Genomic DNA, 23,907 nt, shown 5'->3' on the forward strand with positions numbered 1-23,907 from the left:
TCTGGGTGGTGTTTGCCGAAGGTTCATCTTCTGAGGCGGCTACGCACTGTCGGCCGTGATGTTCTGCGGTCCCGTGGCGGTGTGGGAGTAGCGCAGCGCGGTCTCGATGCCGATGCCGAAGAGGTCGCAGATGCGCCTGACATCGCCGCCGGTCTGCTCGATTTCGTAGAGAACCCGGTCGGTGCGCAGGGCCTGGGCTGTCACTCCGGCCTTCTTCCAGGGGAAGTTCCGGCCGGGCGGCGGGAGACGGGGCGCGGTCTGGACGGTGACGAGCAGGTAGGGGTTCTTCGTTTCCGGCCAGCGCTGGGCACGGTGGTCGAGCCACGCGCTCAGGCGGACGCGGACAGGTTTCGCGAGCGGGATGAAGCGGCCGTCGGGCATTCGCAGACGTCCGTCGATGATGTCGGTGAGTTGGATGTGCTGGACCTGCTGCGTGGTCAGGGCGTGGAAGGCGACGAGCGAGACGGCCAACGCGATTGCGGGGTCGGGGTTGACCAGTGCGTCGCGGATCGCCGTGGGCTCCATTGGCAGCGGTGTGTTGCGCCGCGGGCCGCGCAGCGGGATCGCATTCGTCGGGTCGGTGAAGACCTGCTTGCGGCCGCGCAGGATCGTGAACAGACTGCGGAAGCCGAGCAGCATCGTATGGCGACGGGAGGGGTCGTCAGGGAGGGCGGCGAGGATGTCTTCGGTGCTGATCCCTGCGAGGCTGGTGCGCCCGTCGTCGACCCAGCGAGTGATCGCGGGGAGGATGCCGTACATCTGGCCTTTGACGGTCCTCGTGTCGCGGGGCTGACGGCGCGGCGGGGTCTTGGAGCCGTCGACCATGATGTCGCGCCAGAGCTCGAGCTGGGATCGCATCGGCTCGGGCAGGGCATGGGTCTTGCGTTCGAAGAGCTTGGTGAACGAGGGCACCCGATCGTCGATGAGGAGCCCGGCGTCTTCGAGGACTTCGATGGTGGAGCGGATGTTGCTGCCGTCGTCGTAGCTGCGCATCGCGAGGATGTCAGAGGCGCGAAAGCGCAGATTCGCGCCGGGGAACACGAGCTGCAGGACTTTCAGGGTGCGCCTGACCTGGTTGGTCTGTCGCTTGCTCCAGGCGTACTCGCGGGCTCGGGCGTAGAGGAAGTGGTCGGTGCGGCTGGTGATGTCGCGCAGCCGGATCTCGTTGGAGCGCTGACGGAGGCGTTCGGGGTCGGGGTCGATATGAAACAGGACCGGCTGGTAGCTGGCGGGAGTCGGCGGCGGCGTGTTGATGACCTTGAGCGCTTCGCGGATGCTCACCGCCATCGGCAGGTGGAGTTCTGCGGGCTGACGGGAGTCGTTCATCGAGGCGAGGAAGAACTGCTGGCCGTACGTGCGGGCCGCGTCGAGGTCGAGCGGTTCACCAGGCGTCTGGTGGTAGCGGGCGGTTTCCAGGCAGAGGCGGCAGTAGCCCTGCTCACCGATGGTGACCTCGCGGTGGCAGGAGACGCACTCGCCCTGCGGGTAGTGCGTGAACCACCAGCGGCACTTCCAGCACCGCCAGTTGCGTTGCCGGTAGACGCCCCAAGCGAGGCAATCGCGGCAGGAGCGGGACTGCCGTACGGATAGGTGACATCTGATCTGGCTTGCCCGCTGGGCGGCCTGGAAGGATGTGCACCATGCCCGCTCCCTACCCCCAGGAGTTCCGCGAGGACGTCGTGCGCGTGGCCCGGTCCCGTGAGGATGGCGTCACTCTCGCGCAGATCGCGAAGGACTTCGGCGTCCACGAGATGACGCTGCACAAATGGATCCGCCAAGCTGACATCGACGACGGCAACCGCCCCGGCAGGAGCCGGGAAGAGTCGACCGAGCTGCGCGAGGCGCGCAAGCAGATCCGGCTGCTCGAGCAGGAGAACGAGGTCCTCCGCCGTGCCGCGGCCTACCTCTCCCAGGCGAACCTGCCGGGAAAAGGTGGTACCCGCTCGTGAGCGAGCTCGCCTGCGACGGGATCCCTGTCGCGGTGTCCCTGCGGGTCCTGAAGCTCTCCCGTCAGCCCTACTACCGCTGGCGGAAACAGCAGTTCACCAGGGCCGAACTCGTCGAGGCGTATCGTGCCAACGCCCTGCTGGACGCCCACCGCGACGATCCCGAGTACGGGTACCGGTTCCTGGTCGGAGAGGCCGCGGAAGCGGGAGAGGTGATGAGTGAGCGGACCGCGTGGCGGATCTGCCGGGACAACCAATGGTGGTCGGTGTTCGGGAAGAAGCGGGCGAAGACGGGAAACGCCCTGGCCCGCCGGTTCACGACGATCTCGTGAAGCGGGACTTCTCCGCCGATGACGTCAACGAACTGTGGCTGACGGATATCACCGAGCACTGGACCGATGAGGGCAAGCTCTATCTCTGCGCGATCAAAGACGTGTTCTCCGGCCGGATCGTGGGCTACTCGATCAGCGACCGGATGAAGGCTCGCCTCGCGGTGAACGCCCTGGACAACGCGATATCCAGGCGTCGTGACGCCGCCGGGTGCATCGTGCACTCGGACCGCGGATCTCAGTTCAGGTCACGGAAGTTCGTGCACGCCCTGAACCGTCATCACCTCATCGGATCGATGGGCCAAGTCGGTGCCGGCGGAGATAACGCCGCGATGGAGTCCTTCTTCGCGCTGCTGCAGAAGAACGTCCTGGACCGCAAGCGCTGGCGGACTCGAGAAGAGCTCCGCATCGCGATCATCACCTGGATCGAACGCACCTACCACCGTCGTCGCCGACAGGCCCGCCTGGGCCGATTGACCCCCATCGAATACGAGACCATCATGAACCCCGCCGTGGATCTCGCGGCCTGACACCCCAACTGTCACCTGAGCGTGCGGCAGTCCCATACTGCTCCCGAACATGCTCACTTCTCGCGAACGACGGTGACCCAGCAGAACGGCTGAACGTCGTCACACGTGGCGGGCCAGCGGCAGGGCGGCGGCGGTGAACGCGGCGGCCTGCTGGCCGACCAGGCGGCGGGTTTCGCAGGAGGCTTGGATGGCGGCTTGCTCGATCGCTGAGACCGCCGCATCCAGTTCCTCGTCCGTGGGCGCGGAGACCGCGACCAGGCCGGTGACGCGCAGCACCCCGTGCCCGGCGGTCAGGTCGGCCTCCTGCTGGAGCACGTCCTCGTATTCGGCTGTCTGCGCGGCGTCCTCGATCTGCCCGATCCGTCGTCGTTGGGCGGCATCCGAGATGTGTTCGACCTTCTTCTTGCGGATGTCGCGGGCGGCCTGGTCGGTGCGCATCGGCGTGTAGATCAGCGACAGTGCCCGCCCGATCCCGGAGGAGAGCACGACCGGGGCGAGGAACCCCGGATACACCATCGACCGTGGCCATTCGCTGACCCACAGCACCGCGTGATACGCCGAGTCGGTGTGCAGCCTCGTCCAGGTCTCGGTCACCGCGACCGGCCCCGCCGTGGCGAGGGACTGGCCCAGCTCCCCGTGCCGCTCCAGCGTCGCGGCCACGGCAGGGTCGTAGGCGGAACGCAGGATCACCGCGACCTGGCCGGGGGTGAGCCACCCGGCCGGGGTCAGGTCGGCCGAGCGCAGCGCGGCGGTGAGGGTGGACATCTCTTGGCGGAGCACGGCGGCGGCCCCGCGCAGCCCGCCGCCGGCGGTCCTGATCTGCCGGGCGGCGGCCTGCATGTCCAGCGACAGGGACAGGGTGGTGGCGTGGCGCTCCCCGGCGGGACCGGCCCGCTCGATCAGCTCTTGGTAGGTCGTCGCGGCCCAGGAGCCGTCGCGGGTGCCGTGCGCTGCCCACCATTCCGCCAGCCCGGTGCCCGAATCCGGCAGGGTGCGCTCCAGCACCTGCAAGGTCGCGATCCGCCCGGACCGGCACACGGTGGCCAGCACCCTGCCCCAGGCGGTGACACGGCGGTGCTGTTCAGCCGGGTCGAGCAGCACGAACGCGGGATGCCGTACCTCGCAGACGACGGTGAGGGTGTGCTGGTGCGGGTCGTGGATCATCCCGGCCCCGGTCTCCGGGTCGACGTGCTCGCGCAACCTCGCCTGGTCGCCGGGCAGGGCGAGCGTGCCCGCCGGCCTGGGGGCGACGATCCGGCGCCGGTAGGCGAGCTGCCCGCCGGTGCTGCGCCACAGCCACCAGCCAGCCACGGGTATCCATTCCACGACCGGGCGGCCGGCGACCGGCATCCAGGTCAGCACGACCGACAGCACCCACACCGGGGCGGTGGCGGCGATGAGGATGCCGCCGCCGGCGTAGAACGCGCCCACCAGGGTCAGCACCCCGATCCCGAGGGTCACCAGCTGCGACGCGGACAGGCCCAGCAGCACGCCCCGGCGGGTGAGGCGGCTGAACTTCACCGGCACCAGCTCCGCCCCCGACCCGGCCTGGGCGCTGCTGTCCCCCGTGCTGTGTTTCGTGGCCATCGCGGTTCATTCCTTCCTGCTCGGCGGGCGGCTGTCGCTGTCGGGCGGCTTCAGCCCGTCGGGCGCGTTCGGCGGCGGGGTCTGAGGTGGCGGCACCCGCGAGTCCGTGCCGGCGCCGGTGTTGTGGGTGTTCTGGTTCGCGCCATCGGCGGCGGCCTCGGCCTGTCCGCCGATCTGCGCGCCGGCCTCGGGGCCGGCGGTCGCGGCCTTCTTCGCGACCTGCGCGCCGATCACCACCGCCGCGGCCGGCCCGGCAGCCGCTCCGGCACCGGCAGCGGAACCACCCGCACCCGCCCCTGCTCCGGCGCCTGCTCCGGCGCCGCCTCCGGATGGGGGCGGCGGAGTTCCACCCCCGCCACCGCCGGGAGGGGGTGGGGGCGGGTTCCCCCGCCGCCATCGCCTCCGCCGCCGGGTGGAGGCGGATCATCCCCGCCACCACCACCGCCACCGCCACCGCCGCCGTCGAGGATGCGCTTCGGGCCATCGCCGGAGGGCGTGGCCGGGACGGGGACGGGCCGGTTCATGGCGTTCTTGGCCTCTTGTTCGGCGCCCATGGTGTTGTAGAGGTCGAAGCCGAGGAAAGAGATCACGCGATAGACCATGTACGGCGCGAACGCGGCAATCGCGAGCATGACGATGCCGGTGATCGGTTCGGTGATCGCCGTCAGATCGGCCTCGATGGGGGTCGCCATCTGGGTGATCGCGATCAGGAGCACCACCACCAGCACCAGCTTGCTGATGATCAGGGCGAGCACGAACGCCGCCCATTTCCCGATCCACGACCGGCTCGCATCCCACGCCGCCCCGGCGAACGCGAGCGGGGCGAGGACGATCGCGATCAGCAGCAGCGCTTTGCGGATCAACAGGGAGAACCACACGATCGCGGTCGCGGCCACCATCAGCCCGGCGAGGAAGATCGTCACGATCGCCCCGACGCCCGGTGCGGAGATGTTGATCGCGGTCAGGCCGGCGGCGAGCAGGATGATCTTGTCGCCCATCGTGCCGGTCGTCTCCCCGGCGGCCTGGATGATCCCGACGGTCAGCTGGTCGGTGATCTCCAACGCCAGCGCGGCCAGGGTGATCACCACGAAACTGCCGAGCACGGCTTTGCCGGCACCGAGGGCGGCGCGGGACAGGGCGGTCGGGTCCCGGCGGATGAGGCCGAGGATGAGCTGGAAGCAGAAGAAGACCAGGACGATGAAGATGCCAATGCCGAACAGCAGGTTGTAGACGGACACGTACCCGTCCTGGGTGACGTCGACCATCGTGGTGGTGTCGAACACCGCCCACATCGCTTCCAGCAGCCAGCCCGCGGCGCCGCCGACCGCCTGAGCGAACCAGTCGAACGGGGCCGAGACCAGCGATGCGGCCGCCTCACCGGCCGAGTCGCACACGTTGGAGATGACGGGGATATCGCACAGCGCCATCACGAACCTCCCTTACAGGACAGGGGTGTGAGAGGAGGGCGGGTGCTCACACCGCTTGGCCCACGTCCCAAAAGAAGTTGATGAGCGTCACCGACGCGCCGCAGATCACGGCCGCGCCGCAGGAGATGAGGACGCCGATCTTGCCCCGGCCCGCCAGGTGCGGGTTCGAGGAGTTGGAGCCGAAACCCCACACGATCGCCGAGACGATCAGCGCGAGCACGGACAGGATGAGGCCGACGGTCATCACGGCGCCGACGATGTCGCGCAGCTGGTCGATGCCCGGCAGGCCCGAGCTGTTGGGGTCGATGTCGATCACGGCAGAACTCCTCTGGACGAAGACGGAAAGATGGTTCTGCCACCAGGTGCACCCCGACCCGCCAGCACGAGAAAGCGCCCACCCCGGACGAGTCCGCCGAGGGTGGGCGCAGCGCGCGTGGTGTCCGGGTTAGAGCTGTTCGCCGACCGACACGAGCCAGTTGATCCAGGCGACGCCGCTGCCGGCGAGGATCGCCGCGCCGAGCGCGACGAGCACACCCGCACGTCCCTTGGAGGCGACCTGATAGTTCCCGGTCGACGCGCCGATCGCCCAGGCGATGCCGGAGACGATGAGCATGAGCACGGCGATGATGAGCACGAACATCAGCAGCGCCCCGATGACCTCTTCCATCTCACCGATCCCGGCCAGCCCCTCGAAATCGGGGAACACGTCCATCACACGCCCCCGCCCGAATCAGCGACTGTCAGATGCACATGGTCGCGGTGCCCACCGGTGATGTCGTCGGCGTCGTGCATGCCGCCGCCGTCGTAGTCGCGCCAGCCCTCACTGTCGCGGGCCAGGGACCAGATCTTCTGATCCCAGATCAGGTACTCCACCCCGAGGGTCTCGGCGTGGGTCTGCAGCCAGTTCGTGACCTCCCAGCCGAGCTCATGCTGCGCCGGGGTGGGCAGCTGCCCGATCGCGTTCCCGAAAGAGATGTCGCACGCCCGTCCGAGCGGATGTTCGGAGACGCTGCCGGGGCGGGGCGAGAAACAGGCCCAGGTGGTGTCCGGGAACGCCGCCGAGGTCTGCTGATACAGGTGCAGCGTGCGGCGGGTGATCTGCCCGCCGGTGGTCGGGTCCTCCACCAGCTCGTCCGGGTTCTCGCCGGTGAACGGCTCCGGCTCCCCACCCGGTGATCCGGTGTCGGGGTCGCAGCCACCGGAGGGTGGGCCCGTCTCGGCCTCGGGCAGATCGGCGGCATCGTGGTCGTTCAGCCACGCGGCGGGGTCAATGTAGTCGCCGTCGGTGCCGCCTTGGCGGACCTCGAAGTGCAGATGCGGCCCCGTGGACATGCCGCTCGAACCGACGTCGGCGATGTGCTGGCCCGCGGTCACCTGGTCGCCCGCGCTGACGTGGATGCCGTGCTCCCAGGAGTGCGCGTACGCGGTCGCCACCGTGTCGCCGTCAATCGTGTGTTCGATGACGACCAGCCCGCCGTAGCCGCCGGAGAACTCAGCCACGGTCACGGTGCCGTCGGCGACGGCGAGGATCGGCGTGCCGTCGGCGGCGGAGAAATCGCTGCCGGTGTGGAAGGACTGCTCCCCGGTGATCGGGTGCACGCGCGGCCCGAACGGGCTGGTCGGCGTCCAGGTGCCTTCCGGCAGGGGGAACACCACCCGCGACGACTCCGTCACCCCGGCCACGGCGGGCACCGCCTCAGGGTCATCGCCAGCGGCGGGACCGGTATCGGTGCCGAGCAGGGCGTCGAGGATCGTCACGGCCACGGGGCTGTAGTTCTCGTACCGGTCCGGGTACGAGCTCACCTCGACGGCTTGGGCGGCCTCGCCCTTGCCCATGTCTTCCCAGCCGGGGATGTCCAACAGGCCCCGCGGCGAGCCGGCGTTGGGGCCGCCGGGGCCGCCGAAGAACGCCTCGGCCTGATAGGTGGGGGCCATCAGCTCTTCGACCGTGCCCCAGCCGGCCTGCGGGCGCATCTGGAACAGCCCCAACGAGTCGTGGTCGCTGCCGTTGCCGTCGTTGGGATACTCCGCCGACTCCGGGTAGGCGCTCGGGTTGGCGAGCTGGCGCAACGTGGATTCGGTCAGGGCCGCCATGATCGCGATCTGCAGCCCGTCCCGGTTCACCCCGTCGATGCCGGAGCCGGTCTCGATGATGGTGGCCGCATGGGTCAGCTGGGTCTTGGTGAGCGTGAACTCCTCACCGTCGCGGGTGCGCACGGTCAGCTCGTCGGGAACCTCTCCGACGGTGAAGCCCCCGCCGGGGACGGTGCAGGTCGAGGTGAGGGCGGGATTCATCAGCAGCCCGATCCCGACCATCGACAACAACGGCGCCGCCAGCACCAGCGCCAGCAGCACGATCGCGAGCTTCTTCACCACAACAACCCCTCCTTCGTCCGGGTCAGCGCAGGGGGTTGTCGAGCTCGGACAGCCGCAGCAGATGACAGGTGTCGTAGGCGGGCTCGCAGATCACGAACACGGTGAACGCCACCTCGTGCTCGGACGCGACCGGCTCGTCGTTCCACACCCCGGCGCGGTGGCGGACGCCCTCGATCGTGATCGCTGTCGTGCCCTCGGTGATCTGCCCGGGCTGGGCCTGCGCCTCGGCGGTCGCCCACGCCTCGGGCACGAACGCATCGGTGATCTCCAGGTGCTGGGTGGTGGCGTACTGGCGCAGATCGACCCACGCCTCGCGGACAGGCAGGTAGGCGGAGAGGTCATTGGCGAGGCCGGCCTGCTCGGTGCCGGTGGGGTCGGCGACCTCCATCACCACCGCCGTGTAGTCCAGCGGCATGAACCCGGCCCCGGTATCCCACGCGAACACCGCCGTCGCGACATTCCGGGCGAACGTCTCCGGGTCACTGCTGCGCTCCACCGGGACGATCCGGCCCGGCATCGGCGTGCCGTCCTCAGACGGGGCACTCGTCGCAGCCGGGTCGTCATCGGTGGGTGGGCCGGTGCGCGGGCCCTGGATGAGTCCGTAGACGCCGATCCCGGCCAGCAGCAGAACGGACAGGCCCGCGGCGATCAGCACGATCACGCGCTTGCGGGGCGGAATGTCAGCAGCAGAAGTCTTCATGCCGTCCAGGTGCACGGCCTCCACCCCGTACCCGGCGCGGGCCGGGGTGGCGAGGCTAGAGGGCGCGCAGGTGCCGGGGCGGCACCGCACCCTCTTCGGCGGCGCCGTGCTGCGCGGGCTCCTCGCCGGCGGCATCATCGCCGGCCTCGCCGACCTCGGCGGGGTCGATGGTGAGCAGGGGCGCAGCCGGTCGGCGAAGGCGACCGTGCCGTCGACCACGGTCAGGAACACGCGCGCTTGGTCGTCGGTGAGCTCGGCGGCCAGCTCGTCCGGAGCGTAGTGGGTCCACCAGCCGGCCAGCGACGTCCAGGTCTGCACGAACGCCGCCACCGGCCACCGGCCCGGCGCCCGCACCGTCTCGGTGGCGGGCGTCTTACGTTTCGTACCGCGACCCGGGCCGGTGACGCGGGCTACGGCTTCTTCAGCCAGGGCGTGCAGCTCGGCCTGGCGTGCCTGCTCGACCTCGGCGGCCGCGGCGCGGATGCGCTGGTAGGCCGGGTCGACCGGCCCGCCTGCCTCGATCCGGGCCAGCTCGGTTGTGGCCAGCTCACGTAACGCCTCCGGGGCGTCGGGGTCATCGGCGACGTGCTGGACGTGGCCGATTTTCTCCATCGTCTTGTAGGACGTACCGCCGGGGATCATCGCGGCCGCCTGCTCGCGGGCCTTTCCGACCGGCCCCGACGGTGGTGGAAAATTTCCACCACCGTCGGTACTCGGCTGATGATCGGCGCTGAACCGGGAGGCCACCTGCCGGCGTTCGGCGTCTTCGGCCATGAGCTGCTTCAGCTCCCGGTACAAGGCGGCGGCTTCGAGCTGGGTGAGCGGCTTGCGGTGCAGGTTCTCGTCCTGCTCGGCCAGCAGATGCCCCAGCCGGTCGGAGATGCCGCTGCGCACCCAGACGCTGACGGTGCGCCAGCCGAGCTGCCGGATCGCGGCCAGACGCCGCCTGCCGCACACCAGCACCCCGTCGATGGTGACGGTGATCGGCTGCAACAGGCCGTGCTCGCGGATCGACGCCGCGAGGGCGTCGATGTCGCCCAGGTCGGTGCGGTGGCGCGTGCCGACCTGGATCGAGTCGACCGTGCGCTCCAGCTCGATCCCCATCACCACTCACCCCTCTCCCGACCTGTCGGTTCTCTGTGTGCGGTCTCGGTTATCGGCGGCGCCGGGTCGGGGCAGCCAGGCACAGGGTGAGCACGAGATCGTCATCGCGCAGCAGCACCGGCAGCGTCTCGCCGATCAGCAACCGCAGCAGCACACCCCGCCCGGCCGGTGCCGCCGCCAACGCCGGGTGCGGGCTGCCCAGCAGCGCCTTCAGCAACGCTGTCCAGGACCGGCCCGGCAGGTCCAGCAGCGCCCGGGCGTGCTGGTCGCGGCGCAACGTCTCATACGCGGTGTGCCGCGCCCCGGCCTTGGCCAGTGCCCCGCAGACGTGCTCCACCGACGCCCGCGCAGTCGCCGGCTCCCAGCCGAGCATCGTCAACAGCGCGATCGTGTCCTCCATCGCCGACGACGCCGACATTCCCGCCCGCACCCCACCACAGGCGTCGCCGTCGCCGTTGTCGGCGCTGCCGCCGGCGGGGTCGGTCTCGGGTTCGGGGTCGGTGACCTGGAACGCCGGGTGATACTCCCACAGCGGCGTCTCCCGGTCGGAGATGCGCTCGGCGTCGTGGAACGCCGAGATATGCGGCCGGCGGGCCTGATGGGTCGAGCAGAGCAGGCCCTGGGCGCGTTCCTCGGCAATGCAGGTGATCCGCACCGCGTGCGTGACCACGCCCCACGGGTCATGCGCCTCCCTGGCCGACCTGGTACGCATCACATCGAACGCCGCGCTGGCGGCCTCCCACGGGTCCAACGAGTGCTTGCGGGCCAACGCGCCGTACTTCTCCGCGCAGAACCGCATCAGCTCCGCGGCGACCGGATCATCGGCCCACGCCCGATCCCCGGCCGCGTGCAGTCGCCGCAACAGAGCGCGCAGCCCGGCACCGGACACGTACTCCGGGCCGGCAGTATTCGTGGTGTTCGTCGTCATGGTCTCGGCACCTCCTGGCAAGCAGGTGCACGCACCCGCCCCGGCATCCGGTGCATCGGTGATCGTGGTCATCGCCGATCACCTCAGCTCATCCCGACCGGGCCACGCCCAGCGCCGTCGTGGCCGGTGCTGCGGCCGAACGCCGAGACCGGCGGCAGCTCCCGCGTCCGCTGGGCCAGCCGCTTGGCCCCGCGGGCCAGGGGGTCATGGGCCTTGTGCGCCAGGTTCGCCTCGAAGTCGATCGCCAGGCGCGAGGCGACCCCGCTGCCGCGGGCGAGCAGGTCCGAGGAACGCACCCAGTCCACCCCGCGCGCCTTCCGCAACGCCGGATCGGGATCAGCGCGCTCCGCGTCCGGGCTGGTCGTGCGGTCGACATCGGCGGCGGCGATCGCATCCGGCGCCATCGCCCGTTCCGCAGGCTCGGGGCGTGTCGCCTGCGGCGTCTCACGCCGTGCCGCGTGCTCGTGGTCATGCTCGTTCGGGTTCATGATCCTTCTCCTTGTCTTCCTTCATTGGGGTTTCTGACTCGCCGCTGCTGCCGGTGGGGCGCGGAAACCAGCGGCCCACGGTCGAGGCGTGCACTCCGAGCTCGCGGGCGATCTGCTTGTTCGACCAGCCCGCCTCCCGCAGCGCCGCAGCTCGCGCACGTCGATCCGGGACCGAACCGGCGGCCCTTGAGACGGGTGCGGGGCGTGCATCCTGTGCAGGTGCGGGGCGGGTGCTGGCTTCATCCGAGGTATCCGGCTCCGGTGGGGCCGGTGGCTCTGTGGTGGGCTCGTGCGCCGGCTCCGGTTCGGGTCCGGTCGGCACCGCGGGGATCGAATCGGTGGCAGGCCTGGGCGGCCGGCCTGTCGGAGCCTCGGGCTCAGCGTCGACCGCGGGCGCAGACCGCTCCGGCAGCGCCAGCCGTTGAGCGTCGCCGGTCTGCGCACTCGGGTCGGCGCTCAGCACAGCGGCTTCCTGCACCGGGGCCTGCTCGGTGGGTGTGGCCGGGCGGGTGAGGACGACGGTCAGGTGGGTGCTGGCCAGCAGCACCAGCGGTGGAACGGCCGCGACCGTAGCCGCGAGCACCCCCGGCACGGACGCCTCGGCGGTCACCAGTGCGTGGGCGGCGTTCGCGGTCACCGACATGCCCGCGCCGGCGATCAGCAGCGTCCACGGATACCAGGCCGCCCGATGCCCGTCGAGGGCGACGACGGCGACGGTGGCGACCACGATCAGCCCGTCCACCAGCAGCGGCCATATCCACGCCTGCCCGGCGACGATGCCCGAGCGCACCGCCAGATCGGCCAGCGCGACGAAGCTGAGCCAGAATGCGCCGGCGCCGATCAGCACCGTGCCCGACGCGGCCGCGACCACCGCCCACCGACGCCCGGCCCGCGTGCTCATCCCAGCCCCTGGCCGGCGCCGCCCGCACGACGGGACGCGAGGCCCCGAACCGCGACCCGGCACCTGTGGCCGTGGGCGGTGCGGTGCCGACGGCGCGGTAGGCGGAGCGGACGGTCGTGGTGATCTCTCGCTCGCCCAGCCCGGCGTGCGCGGCGGCGGCCTGCAGCACGTCGAGGGCGTCGTCTCGGGGCAGGCCGTTCTCGGCGAGCTTGCACGCCGCCCAGAACAAGCCGGCGTTGCGCTCGCCCTCCTGTCGGCGCGCCACCCACGCCGCCAACCGGTCCGCCATCGCCTCCGGCGCCGCCGTCGGCCCTGTCCGGCGTGGGCGGGGCGGCGGCTTCGGATCGAGGAAGTCCCGTAGCCGGCCGGCCTCCAGTGTCCGGCTGTCGGTCGGGGCGAAGGCCGTCGGGTTGTAGAGCACGTGCTGGCCGTCGATGCGGCGTCGCGAGGGCGGCACGATGATGTAGCCGCGATCGCCGCGGAAGTCGATCCCCGCTTTCCCGGCCTGCCACGACGGTTGCTCACCGCCGGGGGCGGCCGGGTAGTAGATGTGTAGGCCGCCGGTCGGTGAGCGCACCAGCGTCTCCCACCCGTCCACCAGCCCGGCCCGGCGCGCGCGGGTGAAGGCGTCGTAACCGTTGACGCCGTGCACATCGACGTCCACGACAACCACGCCGGAGGCGGCGCCGGTGGGCATCCCGATGTTCGCCGCCGGGAACCGCGCCCACCACGCCTCCACCTGCGCCACATCCGTGGTCGCGTCATGGAAGCCGCGGCGGGTGATCGGCTGCTTCCCGCCCGGCGCGCACGGGAACACCGGCACCCCGGCGCGGGCGAACAGCACCGCCGCCTCCGGCAGCGGCCAGGAGGCATCCATCTGCCGCAGCGCGGCGGTGAACCGGTTCCGGCCGCTCATCACAGCCCCCGCCCTTCGATCCCGCGCCGCCCACGGTCAGGCTCCGGTGCCGCCCGTCGCGCCGGCGACGGCTCGGCAGCGCGGGCCGGGGCGTCCTGCGCCGGGCTCTGCCGGGTCGCAGCGTCGCGGCTCAGGCCCGGCGGGGTGCCATCGGGCACCTGGGTCGTGTCGAGCTGATCGAGGATGCCGGCGGCGGTCTTACGTACCCTCTCCCCGGTGGCCTGCACCACCTCGACCGGCTCCTTGCCGTCGACGTTCGCGGCCCATCCGGCGACGTACGGGATCGTGTACTCGGTGGTGTCCATTCCGTGGGCAGCACCGACCATCAACGCCACGGACTCGGCCTCGACCTCGGCGATCCCGCGATGCTGACGGGCATCCTCGGAATCCGGGTCGTGCATCAGCACATGGGCGAGCTCGTGCGCGAGAGTCTTCACCTGCGCGGCGGGGTCCATGTTCTCCCGCACCGCAACCGTCTTCGCCTCGAAGTCGGTCCTGCCGTTCGCGCCATCGATCATGCCCTCGTGCGGCACCCGCATCAGCGTCGGCCCCGCCGCCTCGACCTGCCCGGCCAGCCCCTCCCACAACCCCTCCGGCGCCTCACCCACGAGCAGCACCGGCGATGGCGTCTCAGGGAGCGGATCGCCCGTGGTCTGCGAGACATCCCATACATAGGCCGGCTTCGCCCCGACCATCCGCGAGCGCACCACCTCGCCCGGTTTCGGCTTCTCACCCCGACCGAGGCGATACCAGGAGTTCGGGTCCGACGGGTTCGCCGACGCGAACCGCCCGGTGACGGGGGCGAGAATCTGGTAGCCGGGCTGACCTTTGTCCACCTGCCGGCCGAGCTGCTGCCACTGCCGGTAGCCGGCGACGTAGGTCGGGAACGGCTCGGGCACCCGGCCGGCCTCGAAGTTCGCCGCGTGCTGTTCCCAGATCAGCAGAACGTTGTTGAACGAGCGGGACCGGAACTTCGCGGCGAACCGGAGCATCTCGGCCCAGTCCTCACCCGTAACGAGCTGTTCGACCGCGCCGGTCAGGCGCTCGTGGAGCTCGTCGAGCTTCGCTTCCCGCTTCTTGCGGGCTTCCTCTTGCCTCGTCGCCATCGTTCGGCCTCCTCCCGGTAGACCCAGCCACCTGGGGTGTGGGCGGCTGGTCCTGCACCTGCGAGGTGAGCCAGGTGTATCCGGAGAGTCGAGACGGTCAGCAAACAGAAGAGCGGTAAGTTGGCCGTCAGGAACGCGGAGGCACCTGACGTAAGACAACGGCCTACCAGCCCTGCCAGCACCGCGGACGTGACGACCCGGGATGGCGTCGTTTAGGTGGGCAGCGACGTCTCAAACGTGGGCATACTGCTGTCTGCGGACCTCATGTCGCGGTATCGGCTCGGAGTGATTCCGACGCACTCGCGGAACGCCGCTGAGGCGCGATTGCGGGAGCGCCACCCGACTCGCCGACCCGTCTGTTCGATCGTCAGGTCGGTCTCCCGCAGCAGGCGGGCCATCTCCTCGACCCGCAGCATCGTCAGATACGTCAATGGGGTCTTGCCGTAGGCGTCCGTGAACACGCGGCTGAGTTGCTTCGTGGACAGATGCACCATGCCCGCCAGCTCCGGCAATGTCCAACCCCGAGCGATATCGCTTTGCAGGGCATCGCGCACCTGTCGCGCTTCAGCCCGAAGCGGTGTGAATCGGCGGTCCCTGGGCAGCGTGGGTCGGAGCCGTGCCCGCTGGTGCGGCGATGTCCGGTAGGGGGTGATACGGATGAACGGCGAGATCTGGTCGATGACCGCGTGCCAGAGCGCCTGCATCCGATGGAAACGCTCCCGGTAGACGCCATCGACGCTGAGCGCGACGAGTTCATCCAACCAGGGCATCAACATCCCCGCCCGATCCTCGCCGAGGCGAAGTACCTGCGCCGGTTCGGTGTAGATCGTGTCAGCGAACCCCTGCGCATCGAGACGGTCCCGGAGCACATCGGCGTGCTGCCAGAACAGCTGATCGAGCAGGAAGTCGGTGTCGGCGTAGATCGTCGTGACCGTGACGTGGCCTTCCGGCTCCGACCCGCACAGCACGTTCGCGCCCAGCAGCACCACGTCACCGGGCCTGATTGGTCGTTCCCCAAATTCGCTGAACAAGATCGCCGACCCCGACCGGACGACAATGATCTTCACACAGTCGTAGGCGACTGGACCAATCGGACGATGGATGGTGCGTGTCCGAGCAATCAAGGCGTCGTAACATGTCATGTCGGCCCAGCGCTCTCGTGATGCCGGGGAACGAAGACAAGGCCGACCGCTATCGGCGGCTCTTGCTCTTCCTCGTGGTCGCGATGATGACCCATCTCACGGCGTTGCAGCAGCGACTCACGGACACGCTGATCTCGCTGGTGTCGAGTGTGGATCGCAGCGCGCGTCCAATCATGCTCATGACGTTCACCTCATGACTTGACGAGTCTGGCTATGGCGTCGGACGCTTCCTTGAGCTTCACCTCGGCCTCAGTGCCGTCGTGCTGGATGGCTCCGGCGACGCAGTGTTTGAGGTGGTCATCAAGCAGTCCGAGAGCGACGTTCTCCAGCGCGGAAGTGATCGCGCTGATCTGGGTGAGGATGTCGATGCAGTAGGTGTCCTCCTCGATCATCCGGTGGATGCCACGGGCCTGACCCTCGATGCGTCTGAGCCGGGCGAGATAGCGCTCCTTCTCCGTGATGTAGCCGTGAGCTACTGGGGCGGTGGCGATGCTCGGGGTGTGCATATCGATGGCCTCCTAACGGGTGCGCTTCGGTCGACGCATGGTCATGCGGAACGGTCGAGGATTCTGGTGGTGCTGGCTTGCGGAGTGAGGTCGAGCCTGCGTAGCAACTGGGCGTTGAGGGCGACGACCACGGTGGAGACGGACATGAGGATCGCGCCGATGCTCATCGGCAGCACGAACCCGATCGGTGCGAGGACACCCGCGGCCAGCGGGACGGAGAGGAGGTTGTAACCGGCTGCCCACCACAGGTTCTGCTTCATCTTCCGGAACGTCGCCCGGGAGAGCTCGATGACCGACAGCACCGATCGCGGATCGGAGGAGGCGAGGATGACGCCGGCTGATCCGATCGCCACGTCCGTGCCCGCACCGATCGCGATGCCGACGTCGGCCTGGGCGAGTGCGGGCGCGTCGTTCACGCCGTCGCCGACCATGGCGACCTTGCGGCCCTCGTCCTGGAGTTCGGCGACCTTGGCGGCCTTGTCCTCCGGCCGCACGCCCGCGAAGACCCTGTCGATGCCGAGATCCTTCGCGACTGTGTCGGCGACGGCCTGGGCGTCGCCGGTGATCATCACGACCTGCACCCCGGCTGCGTGGAGTGCGTCGACGGCTTCGCGGGACTCGGGCCGGATCTCGTCGGCCAGCCGCAGGGCTCCGATGACCTCGCCGTCGGCGAGCACGTGCAGGATGATCGCGCCTTCCTCGCGCCAGGCGTCGGCGACGGGGAGCTCGTCCGCCTCGTGCTGGTCGAGCAGGTACGGTCCGCCGACCTCGATGACGGTTTCATCGACGGTGGCCTTGACGCCGACTGCCGGGGAGGAGGAGAAGTCCGAGGCCGCGGGCACGTCGAGTTTCCGGGTGCGGGCGGCGCCGACGATGGCCCGGGCGAGCGGGTGCTCGCTGTCGGCCTCCGCGGCGGCGGCTAGCGCCAGCACCTCGTCCTCGGTCCGGGTGCCGGCGGGATCGATGTCGGTCACCGTCGGCTCGCCCTTGGTGAGGGTGCCGGTCTTGTCGAACAGCACTGCGTCCACGGTGCGCATGGACTCCAGCGCGAGACGGTCCTTGATGAGCACTCCGCCGCGGGCGGCGCGTTCGGTCGCGATGGACACCACCAGCGGGATCGCCAGGCCGAGGGCGTGCGGGCAGGCGATGACCAGCACGGTGATCGTGCGAACCACGGCGGTGTCGGGCAGGCCGACGAGCGACCAGATGGCGGCGGTGATTGCCGCCGCGCCCAGGGCGAACCAGAACAGCCATGCGGCCGCGGTGTCGGCGATCCGCTGCGCGCGGGAAGAGGACGCCTGGGCGTCGGAGACGAGCTTCTGAATGCCGGCGAGGGCGGTGTCGTCGCCGGTGGCGGTGACCTCGACGCGCAGGCCGGAGTCGGTGGCCACGGTGCCGGCGACCACCTGATCGCCGGTCTCCCGGCGCACCGTCTTCGACTCCCCGGTGACCATCGACTCGTCCATCGATGCCGACCCGTCGACGATCTTTCCATCGGCGGGTACCGAGGAACCGGGACGGACGATGACCACATCGCCGACGGCCAGTTCAGCAGGAGCGACCTTTACTACGTCGTCGCCGTCGATTTTCTCGGCTTCGTCGGGCAGTAGCGCGGCCAGGGAGTCCAGCGCGGAGGTGGTCTGGGCGAGCGAGCGCATCTCGATCCAGTGGCCCAGCAGCATGATGACCACCAGCAGCGCCAGCTCCCACCAGAAGTTCAGTTCGTGGTGCAGGATGCCCAGGCTCGCACCCCAGGACGCGAGGAACGCGACAGTGATCGCCAGCGCGATCAGCAGCATCATCCCCGGTTTGCGGGAGCGGATCTCGCTCAGCCCGCCCGTCAGGAAGGGCCAGCCGCCCCAGAAGTAGACGACCGTGCCCAGCACAGGCGACACCCACGAAACCCACGCGGCTTCGGGCAGGTTGTAGCCGATGAGGAGGGCGAACATGTCGTTGAACGCCACGACTGGGACGGCGAGAATGAGCATGATCCAGAACAAGCGCCGGAACTGCCCCACGTGATCTCCGTGTCCGGCATGCCCATGATCATGTCCGCCGTGACCCTCGTGGTGGGCGTGGGCATCGTCGTGGTGGCGGCCGGAAGCCTCGCCGTGACCCTGGTGGTGGTCGTGCGAGAGGTGACCGGCGTGGGTGCTCGGCTCGTCGTGGTGCGCGTGCTGAACGTCCACGTGCTCAGGGTGGGCGTGCGATCGTGTCGAGGGATCGTTGCTCATGGTCTCGTCTCCTTTGTTCGTCACCCCAGCCCAGATGCGAGACCGGGGCGAAGGTTCCGCGCTCCCGTGCACGTCCGCTCGTCGCGAGCGCGGAACCAGATGCCGTCAGGCGGCGTTCGCGTAGCGGTCGGGGTCAGCGTCGAACAGGGGTCCGCAGGCGGCGCAGCAGAACCAGTACCGCTGGCCCTGGTAGTCGCGGTAGAGACCGGCTTCCTCCGCCTGCGCCTTGACGACGGGGGTGCCGGCCATCACCTTGCATTCGGTCATCTCATCGGCCGGAGTCTGAGCGATGGCCTCCGCACTGGGTGTGTGTCCGCAGCAGCTCCCACCGCTGGAGGACGTGTCGGTCAGGTTCAGGTTCTCGTGTGCAGTCATCGTGCTTCCTTTCGTGTTGTGTCGATGTCGGATGGGTCAGGCGTTCTCCGGCTCGCGGGCCGGTGCCGGTCCGGCGGGTGCCGGAGCGCTGGTGTCGTCCGCGCGGGCCTTGAAGGTCCGCAGCCGCAGGCTGTTGGACACGACGAACACGGACGACAGGGCCATCGCGGCGCCGGCGAGCATGGGGTTGAGCAGCCCGAAGGCGGCGAGCGGGATCGCGGCGGTGTTGTAGGCGAAGGCCCAGAACAGGTTCGTCTTGATCGTTCGTAGGGTGCGCCGGGCGAGCCGGATCGCGTCGGCCGCGGCGCGCAGGTCGCCGCGTACCAGGGTGATGTCGGCGGCCTCGATCGCGACGTCCGTGCCGGTGCCCATGGCCAGACCGAGGTCGGCCTGCGCGAGGGCGGGGGCGTCGTTGACGCCATCGCCGACCATCGCTACGACCTTGCCCTCACCCTGCAATCGGGCGACGACATCGACCTTGTCCTTGGGCAGCACCTCGGCGATCACCTGGTCGATGCCGACCTCGGCGGCAACTTGCTCGGCCACCGCCTGGTTGTCGCCGGTCAGCAGCACCGGGGTCAGGCCGAGCTCCTTGAACTGGGCGATCGCCTGCGAGCTGGTGGGCTTGATCTGATCGGAGACCACCAGCACACCTCGAGCCTGTCCGTCCCAGCCGACCGCGATTGCGGTCTTGCCCTCGGACTCGGCCGCCTGCTTCGCGGTCCGGAGGCGGTCATCGAGGTGGATCGACCAGTCCGCCAGCAGGGACACACGTCCGGCGACGACGGCGTGGCCGCCGATGACGCCCTGCACGCCCTTGCCCTCGATGTTCTCGAACGATTCGGGGGCGGGCAGGTCTCCGACCTCGGACGTGGCGCCGGCGGCGATGGCCTGTGCGATGGGGTGCTCGGAGTAGTCCTCCAGTCCGCCCGCGATGCGCAGCAGCTCGGCCCTGTCCACGCCGTCGGCGGTGATCACGTCAGTCAGCGTCATCTTGCCGGTGGTGACCGTGCCGGTCTTGTCCAGCACGATCGTGTCGACCTTGCGGGTCGATTCCAGGGTTTCGGGGCCCTTGATGAGCACACCCATCTGCGCACCTCGTCCGGTGCCCACCAGCAGCGCCGTCGGCGTCGCGAGCCCGAGCGCGCAGGGGCAGGCGATGATCAGCACCGCGACGGCGGCCGTGAAGCCGGCCGACAGCGGGAACCCGGCCCCGATCCACGCGCCAAGGGCGGCAACAGCAACCGCAATGGCGATGGGAACAAAGACACCGGAAACGCGGTCAGCCAGGCGCTGAATCTCTGCCTTACCCGACTGGGCATCCTCGACCATCTTCGCCATCTGCGCCAACTGGGTGTCCGAACCGACGCGGGTTGCCTTCACGACCAGTCGTCCTCCGGCGTTGACGGTCGCGCCGGTGACGGCATCGCCCTCACCCACTTCCACGGGCACGGATTCGCCGGTGAGCATGGAAGCGTCGATCGCAGAGCTGCCCGAGGTGATCGTGCCGTCAGTAGCGATTTTCTCGCCCGGCCGGACCACGAACTCATCCCCGACCGTCAGCTCCTCGATGGAGACGCGCTGCTCCTGCCCGTCGCGAAGGAGGGAGACTTCCTTCGCGCCGAGTTCTAGTAAGGCACGCAGGGCGGCTCCGGCGCGCCGCTTGGAGCGCTTCTCGAAGTAGCGGCCGAGCAGGATGAACGTGATCACCCCGGCGGCGACTTCGAGATAGATGTGCCCGAGCCCGTCGGAACGGGAGATGGTGAACTCAAAGGGGTGAACCACGCCGCGGTCACCGGCCGTGCCGAAGAACAGCGCGACGATCGACCAGATCATCGCCGCCGTGGTGCCCACGGAGATGAGGGTGTCCATCGTCGCCGCCCCGTGACGGAGGTTCATCCAGGCCGCCTTGTGGAACGGCCAGCCCGCCCACACCACCACGGGGGCGGCGAGGGCGAGGAGGCGAAGCCCCAGTAGTCGAACTGCAGCGCCGGGATCATCGCCATCGCGATGACCGGCACCGCCAGCACCGCGGAGCCGATCAGCCGCTGCCGCAGGGTGCGCAGCTCGGCGTCTTCAACGGATTCGCCCTCCTCGCCCTCATCGGAGGTCGAGCCCTTCGCAGGCTTTGGGAGCGCGGCGGTGTAGCCGGTCTTCTCGACCTCGGCGATCAGGGCGTCGGCGTCGAGGTCGGTGCCGGTGACGCTGGCCTTCTCGGTCGCGTAGTTCACGCTCGCGGTCACGCCGTCGAGCTTGTTGAGCTTCTTCTCGATTCGGTTCGCGCACGAAGCGCAGGTCATGCCACCGATCTGCAACTCGATCCCGGCGACACCGGTGCCAGTGGTCTGGTCAGTGGCCATGGCCTGCTCCTTCCTCATGCTCTTCCCCTGTGCTCGATTCGGTATCGAAGTGTTCGCCTCCGGAATGTCCGGTGCCGTTGTCGCCCACACCGGTGGTCGTGTCAATCACCAGCGGTGCAGTGCGAACTTCGCCGTCGATTTGGAAGTCCAGGAACAGCAGGTACCGACCGGGCGTCGGAGCGGTCGCCTCGAACACGATCTCCGGACCCGAGGTATCGCCGACCTCGGGCGCGTCGCCGTGCGGGTGGACGTGCAGGTAGGCGAGATCGCCATCGCGGAGGGCGACCAGGTGCCCGAACGCGCCCAGGTACGGCTCCAGCGCGGTGACCGGCTCGCCATCACGGGTGACGGTGATCGTCAGCTCCGACGCGGAGCCGGCGATGAGATCCCCCTTCACTGCAACGTCGAAACCGTCGACGGTGGTCTCGGTGACCGGCCCGGTCGCCGGTGCAGGCTCGTAGTCGCCAGCCACCTGCACCGAGGTCGAGAGCGTGATGCCCTCCCCGGTGTCGGCCGGAACAAAGTCCGCGAAGACTCGGTACGAGCCCGCGGCCTCCCACTGCCAGGGGATCGTCCAAGTGCCATCGTCGTCCATCTCGGGGTGGACGTGTCGGAAGTGCTGCCCGTCAGCCCGGACGGCGATCAGGTGCAACTCCTTCTCGTGCTCCAGCTCGAAGTCGGTGACCGGGTTGCCATCGGATCCGGTGATAGTCAGCGCCAGCTCGCCCTCAGTTCCTGTGGCGGTCGGTGCCGTTACCGCGGTGAGCTGGTAGCCATCCTGAGCGAGGCCCAAGCCCAGCGACGATGCGCCGGCATTGTGTCCTTCATGCTCGTCGCCGTTCATGGCGTCTCCTTCCTCGTGGTGCGTGGTGTCTGCGGTGTCTTCTGCCCAGCTCTGCACGGTCTCCTCGGGGACGACCGCGTTCGCCGTGAATCCAGCCACGGCGAACACGGCCACGAGGACCAGCCCGTACAGGCCCAGCCGTGCAGGTGCCTTCATCTCAGCTCCTGACGGCTGCGTAGCCGGCCTCATCGACCGCCGCGATCACCGCGGCGTCGTCCACCGGCTGATCGCTGGTCACAGCCAGCCGCCCGGTCTGGGCGCTGACCTCGATGCCGGTCACACCGGGGATCTCGGACACCTCGCTGCGGATCGCGGTCTCGCAGTGCCCGCAGCTCATCCCGGTCACCTGGTACTCGGTCGTCGTGGTCATGATTCCAACTCCTTCACTCGGGTATGACTTCTCCAACACAATACCCCCTAGGGGTATTCCTAGTTGGTGTGAACTTCTTCGGTGAACTGCTGCGCCTCGCCGGTAGGGCGGATGTGGCGCAGGCGGGTCGCGGCGATGATCGCGGCCACGCCGGCGATGACGGCCGAGGCGACGGCCGCCATGTTCATTCCGCCCGTGAAGGCTGCCTGCGCGGCGCTCACCAGTTGCTCGCCCAGCGCGCCCGGGAGATTGGCCGCGGCCGCGAGCGCGCCGTCGATGCTGTCCGAGGCGGCGGCCGTAGCCTCCGGGGAGAGGCCCTCAGGCAGATTTCCGTCGATGCGACCCCGGTAGGTGGCGATTCCGACGCTGCCAATGACGGCGACACCGAGCGAGATGCCCAGGTCGTTCGCGGTGGTCGCGAGCCCCGAGGCGCCGCCCGTCTTCTCCGGTGGCACCGAACTCACCACGAGGTCGGTCGTCAGTGCCATCGAGGGCGCGACGCCGGGGTAGGTGATGACGAAACTCGCGATCACTAGCGCGAGGCCGGTTCCAGCGTCGAGCTGGGCGAACAGGATGTAGCCGACGACCTGGGTGAGCAGGCCGATCGCGATCACGTTTCCCGGGCGGAACCTCCGCGCGAGCACCGGGGAGAGCGTGGAGACGACGATCAGTACCGCCGCGGCGGGCAGGATCGCCAACCCGGCCTGGAGCGGCGAGAGCCCCTGCACATGCTGGAGATACTGGGTGAACAGCGAGTACACGCCACCCAGCGCCGCCGCCGACAGCAGGAACACCGCCAACGCCCCGGAGACGGTGCGGTTGGCGAACAGGCGCACATCCAGCAGGGGCTTCTCGGCTCGCAGCTGCCGGATCACGAACCACAGCCCGATCAACGCGCCCCCGAGGAGCAGGCCGATCGAGGGCAGTGCAGGTTCCTGGGCGGCGAAGCGCTTGATGCCGTAGATGATCGCGAGCAGCCCGCCGACCAGCAACAAGGCGCTGAACAGGTCGATCTTCGCCGACGGATCGCGGTGCTCGGGCACGAGGATTGGGGCGCCGATGGCGACGAGGGCCATGATCGGCACCGCCACCAGGAAGGTTGCCTGCCAGCCGAAGCTCTCCAAGAGCAGGCCGCTGAGCAGCGGGCCGAGGGCCACGCCCGCGGAGATGCCACCGGCCCAGACGCCGATCGCGACTCCGCGCTGCTTCGCGTCGGCGAAGAGCACGAAGATCAGGCCGATCGTTGCGGGCACCATCATCGCCGCTGCCAGTCCGAGGACGGCTCGCCAGACGATCATCAGCTCGGGGATCGTGGTCAGTGAGGCGGCGACGGAGACCGCGGCGAACAGAATCGCACCGATGACCATCAGCAGCCGCTTGCCCACTCGGTCGCCGAGTACGCCCATCGCGACCAGGAAGCCGGCCATGACGAAGCCGTAGATGTCGAGAATCCACAGCAGCTGCGTGCTCGTCGGGTTCAAGTCCGCGGCGAGGTTCGGGGCGGCCAGGAACAGGATGGTCAGCATCATGAACAGCAGAGTTGAGGGGATCACCAGGATCGCCAGGCCCCACCACTGCTTTGCCCCTGCCTTGGGGGCAGGTGTGCTCGCATCGCTCATGTCACGCCCCCTGTGATCGTGCGTGTCGTGTTCATCGCCGTGTCTCCTCTCCTTAGTCCCGCCGCCGGATCGGGCGACGACACCGTAACTCGGTCATTGGTGTACAAGTTGTAACAGCT

Annotated in this window: 20 protein-coding genes and 4 pseudogenes; 2 read left to right on the forward strand and 22 right to left on the reverse strand. The window is 69.3% G+C overall.

The genetic code is table 11. The features are described from left to right. Positions 1-39: 39 nt before the first annotated feature. Positions 40-1,326: a site-specific integrase gene (locus tag QUE40_RS14165; RefSeq protein WP_289231365.1), complete on the reverse strand. Its 1,287-nt coding sequence runs from the start codon at positions 1,324-1,326 to the stop codon at positions 40-42. 314 nt (positions 1,327-1,640) lie between these two features. Here QUE40_RS14165 and QUE40_RS14170 point away from each other — a divergent pair. Beyond that, positions 1,641-2,805: pseudogene (locus tag QUE40_RS14170) on the forward strand (IS3 family transposase). 99 nt (positions 2,806-2,904) lie between these two features. Here the strand turns inward: QUE40_RS14170 and QUE40_RS14175 are convergent. From QUE40_RS14175 to QUE40_RS14235, 14 genes and pseudogenes are all read right to left on the reverse strand, one after another. Continuing rightward, complete coding sequence (locus tag QUE40_RS14175) at positions 2,905-4,392, reverse strand: SCO6880 family protein (RefSeq protein ID WP_198499353.1); 1,488 nt, start codon at positions 4,390-4,392, stop codon at positions 2,905-2,907. A gap of 6 nt (positions 4,393-4,398) precedes the next feature. Next, a complete protein-coding gene (locus tag QUE40_RS19745; protein WP_433997006.1) occupies positions 4,399-4,626 on the reverse strand; it encodes a hypothetical protein in 228 nt (75 codons plus the stop codon). Beyond that, positions 4,623-5,819: a TrbL/VirB6 family protein gene (locus QUE40_RS14180; protein WP_433997007.1), complete on the reverse strand. Its 1,197-nt coding sequence runs from the start codon at positions 5,817-5,819 to the stop codon at positions 4,623-4,625. The genes QUE40_RS19745 and QUE40_RS14180 overlap by 4 nt, the downstream gene beginning before the upstream one ends. A gap of 46 nt (positions 5,820-5,865) precedes the next feature. Next, positions 5,866-6,135 carry a DUF6112 family protein gene (locus QUE40_RS14185; protein WP_114306125.1) on the reverse strand — a complete coding sequence of 90 codons (270 nt, stop codon included), beginning with the start codon at positions 6,133-6,135 and terminating at the stop codon, positions 5,866-5,868. Positions 6,136-6,264: 129 nt separating this feature from the next. Further along, positions 6,265-6,531, reverse strand: coding sequence for a DUF6112 family protein (locus QUE40_RS14190; protein WP_162230265.1), 267 nt, complete (start codon positions 6,529-6,531; stop codon positions 6,265-6,267). Then, positions 6,531-8,195, reverse strand: a complete 1,665-nt coding sequence (locus QUE40_RS14195) for a M23 family metallopeptidase (RefSeq protein ID WP_289231366.1) — start codon at positions 8,193-8,195, stop codon at positions 6,531-6,533. Before QUE40_RS14195 ends, QUE40_RS14190 begins: the two co-directional genes overlap by 1 nt. Before the next feature lie 22 nt (positions 8,196-8,217). Then, a complete protein-coding gene (locus QUE40_RS14200; protein WP_162230267.1) occupies positions 8,218-8,895 on the reverse strand; it encodes a hypothetical protein in 678 nt (225 codons plus the stop codon). A gap of 933 nt (positions 8,896-9,828) precedes the next feature. Continuing rightward, a pseudogene (locus QUE40_RS19750) lies at positions 9,829-9,999 on the reverse strand (ParB N-terminal domain-containing protein); the annotation flags it as partial. A 49-nt stretch (positions 10,000-10,048) separates the two neighbouring features. After that, a complete protein-coding gene (locus tag QUE40_RS14210; RefSeq protein ID WP_198501024.1) occupies positions 10,049-10,927 on the reverse strand; it encodes a hypothetical protein in 879 nt (292 codons plus the stop codon). A gap of 83 nt (positions 10,928-11,010) precedes the next feature. Next, positions 11,011-11,415, reverse strand: coding sequence for a hypothetical protein (locus QUE40_RS14215; protein WP_162230269.1), 405 nt, complete (start codon positions 11,413-11,415; stop codon positions 11,011-11,013). Beyond that, positions 11,396-12,316 (reverse strand): DUF2637 domain-containing protein, encoded by a 921-nt coding sequence (locus QUE40_RS14220; protein WP_190247067.1) that lies wholly within the window; start codon positions 12,314-12,316, stop codon positions 11,396-11,398. Before QUE40_RS14220 ends, QUE40_RS14215 begins: the two co-directional genes overlap by 20 nt. 151 nt (positions 12,317-12,467) lie before the next feature. After that, positions 12,468-13,232: pseudogene (locus tag QUE40_RS14225) on the reverse strand (bifunctional DNA primase/polymerase); the annotation flags it as partial. Further along, entirely contained in the window at positions 13,232-14,338 is a 1,107-nt protein-coding gene (locus QUE40_RS14230) for an ArdC-like ssDNA-binding domain-containing protein (RefSeq protein ID WP_198499350.1), read from the reverse strand. The pseudogene QUE40_RS14225 and the gene QUE40_RS14230, both read right to left, overlap by 1 nt. A 212-nt stretch (positions 14,339-14,550) precedes the next feature. Further along, positions 14,551-15,327 carry a helix-turn-helix transcriptional regulator gene (locus tag QUE40_RS14235; protein ID WP_350226977.1) on the reverse strand — a complete coding sequence of 259 codons (777 nt, stop codon included), beginning with the start codon at positions 15,325-15,327 and terminating at the stop codon, positions 14,551-14,553. Positions 15,328-15,500: 173 nt separating this feature from the next. On the opposite strand from QUE40_RS14235, the gene QUE40_RS14240 reads away from it, so the two are divergent. Further along, positions 15,501-15,677: a hypothetical protein gene (locus tag QUE40_RS14240; RefSeq protein ID WP_289231367.1), complete on the forward strand. Its 177-nt coding sequence runs from the start codon at positions 15,501-15,503 to the stop codon at positions 15,675-15,677. On the opposite strand, the gene QUE40_RS14245 is transcribed toward QUE40_RS14240, so the two are convergent. The 7 genes and pseudogenes from QUE40_RS14245 to QUE40_RS14275 all read right to left on the reverse strand — a co-directional run bounded on the left by QUE40_RS14245 (position 15,672) and on the right by QUE40_RS14275 (position 23,788). Beyond that, a complete protein-coding gene (locus tag QUE40_RS14245; protein WP_162230274.1) occupies positions 15,672-15,986 on the reverse strand; it encodes a metal-sensitive transcriptional regulator in 315 nt (104 codons plus the stop codon). The two genes, QUE40_RS14240 and QUE40_RS14245, sit on opposite strands and share 6 nt — an antisense overlap. 41 nt (positions 15,987-16,027) lie before the next feature. Beyond that, positions 16,028-18,220: a heavy metal translocating P-type ATPase gene (locus tag QUE40_RS14250; protein WP_289231368.1), complete on the reverse strand. Its 2,193-nt coding sequence runs from the start codon at positions 18,218-18,220 to the stop codon at positions 16,028-16,030. Positions 18,221-18,325: 105 nt separating this feature from the next. Continuing rightward, positions 18,326-18,595: a YHS domain-containing protein gene (locus tag QUE40_RS14255; RefSeq protein WP_031289811.1), complete on the reverse strand. Its 270-nt coding sequence runs from the start codon at positions 18,593-18,595 to the stop codon at positions 18,326-18,328. Positions 18,596-18,631: 36 nt separating this feature from the next. Continuing rightward, positions 18,632-20,955: pseudogene (locus QUE40_RS14260) on the reverse strand (heavy metal translocating P-type ATPase). Continuing rightward, entirely contained in the window at positions 20,945-21,955 is a 1,011-nt protein-coding gene (locus QUE40_RS14265; protein ID WP_162230276.1) for a DUF8832 domain-containing protein, read from the reverse strand. Before QUE40_RS14265 ends, QUE40_RS14260 begins: the two are co-directional and overlap by 11 nt. 1 nt (position 21,956) lies before the next feature. Then, positions 21,957-22,169, reverse strand: coding sequence for a heavy-metal-associated domain-containing protein (locus QUE40_RS14270; protein WP_111473061.1), 213 nt, complete (start codon positions 22,167-22,169; stop codon positions 21,957-21,959). 59 nt (positions 22,170-22,228) lie between these two features. Then, complete coding sequence (locus QUE40_RS14275) at positions 22,229-23,788, reverse strand: MFS transporter (RefSeq protein WP_289231369.1); 1,560 nt, start codon at positions 23,786-23,788, stop codon at positions 22,229-22,231. Positions 23,789-23,907: the final 119 nt, after the last annotated feature.

Source organism: Barrientosiimonas endolithica, from assembly GCF_030296655.1.
In the GTDB taxonomy this organism is placed as follows: Bacteria; Actinomycetota; Actinomycetes; order Actinomycetales; family Dermatophilaceae; genus Barrientosiimonas; species Barrientosiimonas humi.

Coding starts and splice junctions, on each gene's coding strand:
- QUE40_RS14245 (WP_162230274.1), bottom strand. CDS start 15,986: ATGCACACCCCGAGCATCGCCACCGCCCCAGTAGCTCACGGCTACATC.
- QUE40_RS14215 (WP_162230269.1), bottom strand. CDS start 11,415: ATGAACCCGAACGAGCATGACCACGAGCACGCGGCACGGCGTGAGACG.
- QUE40_RS14275 (WP_289231369.1), bottom strand. CDS start 23,788: ATGAGCGATGCGAGCACACCTGCCCCCAAGGCAGGGGCAAAGCAGTGG.
- QUE40_RS14175 (WP_198499353.1), bottom strand. CDS start 4,392: ATGGCCACGAAACACAGCACGGGGGACAGCAGCGCCCAGGCCGGGTCG.
- QUE40_RS14250 (WP_289231368.1), bottom strand. CDS start 18,220: ATGAGCAACGATCCCTCGACACGATCGCACGCCCACCCTGAGCACGTG.
- QUE40_RS14200 (WP_162230267.1), bottom strand. CDS start 8,895: ATGAAGACTTCTGCTGCTGACATTCCGCCCCGCAAGCGCGTGATCGTG.
- QUE40_RS14255 (WP_031289811.1), bottom strand. CDS start 18,595: ATGACTGCACACGAGAACCTGAACCTGACCGACACGTCCTCCAGCGGT.
- QUE40_RS14230 (WP_198499350.1), bottom strand. CDS start 14,338: ATGGCGACGAGGCAAGAGGAAGCCCGCAAGAAGCGGGAAGCGAAGCTC.
- QUE40_RS14220 (WP_190247067.1), bottom strand. CDS start 12,316: ATGAGCACGCGGGCCGGGCGTCGGTGGGCGGTGGTCGCGGCCGCGTCG.
- QUE40_RS14265 (WP_162230276.1), bottom strand. CDS start 21,955: ATGAAGGCACCTGCACGGCTGGGCCTGTACGGGCTGGTCCTCGTGGCC.
- QUE40_RS14165 (WP_289231365.1), bottom strand. CDS start 1,326: ATGAACGACTCCCGTCAGCCCGCAGAACTCCACCTGCCGATGGCGGTG.
- QUE40_RS14180 (WP_433997007.1), bottom strand. CDS start 5,819: ATGGCGCTGTGCGATATCCCCGTCATCTCCAACGTGTGCGACTCGGCC.
- QUE40_RS14240 (WP_289231367.1), top strand. CDS start 15,501: ATGCCGGGGAACGAAGACAAGGCCGACCGCTATCGGCGGCTCTTGCTC.
- QUE40_RS14210 (WP_198501024.1), bottom strand. CDS start 10,927: ATGACGACGAACACCACGAATACTGCCGGCCCGGAGTACGTGTCCGGT.
- QUE40_RS14190 (WP_162230265.1), bottom strand. CDS start 6,531: ATGGACGTGTTCCCCGATTTCGAGGGGCTGGCCGGGATCGGTGAGATG.
- QUE40_RS14270 (WP_111473061.1), bottom strand. CDS start 22,169: ATGACCACGACGACCGAGTACCAGGTGACCGGGATGAGCTGCGGGCAC.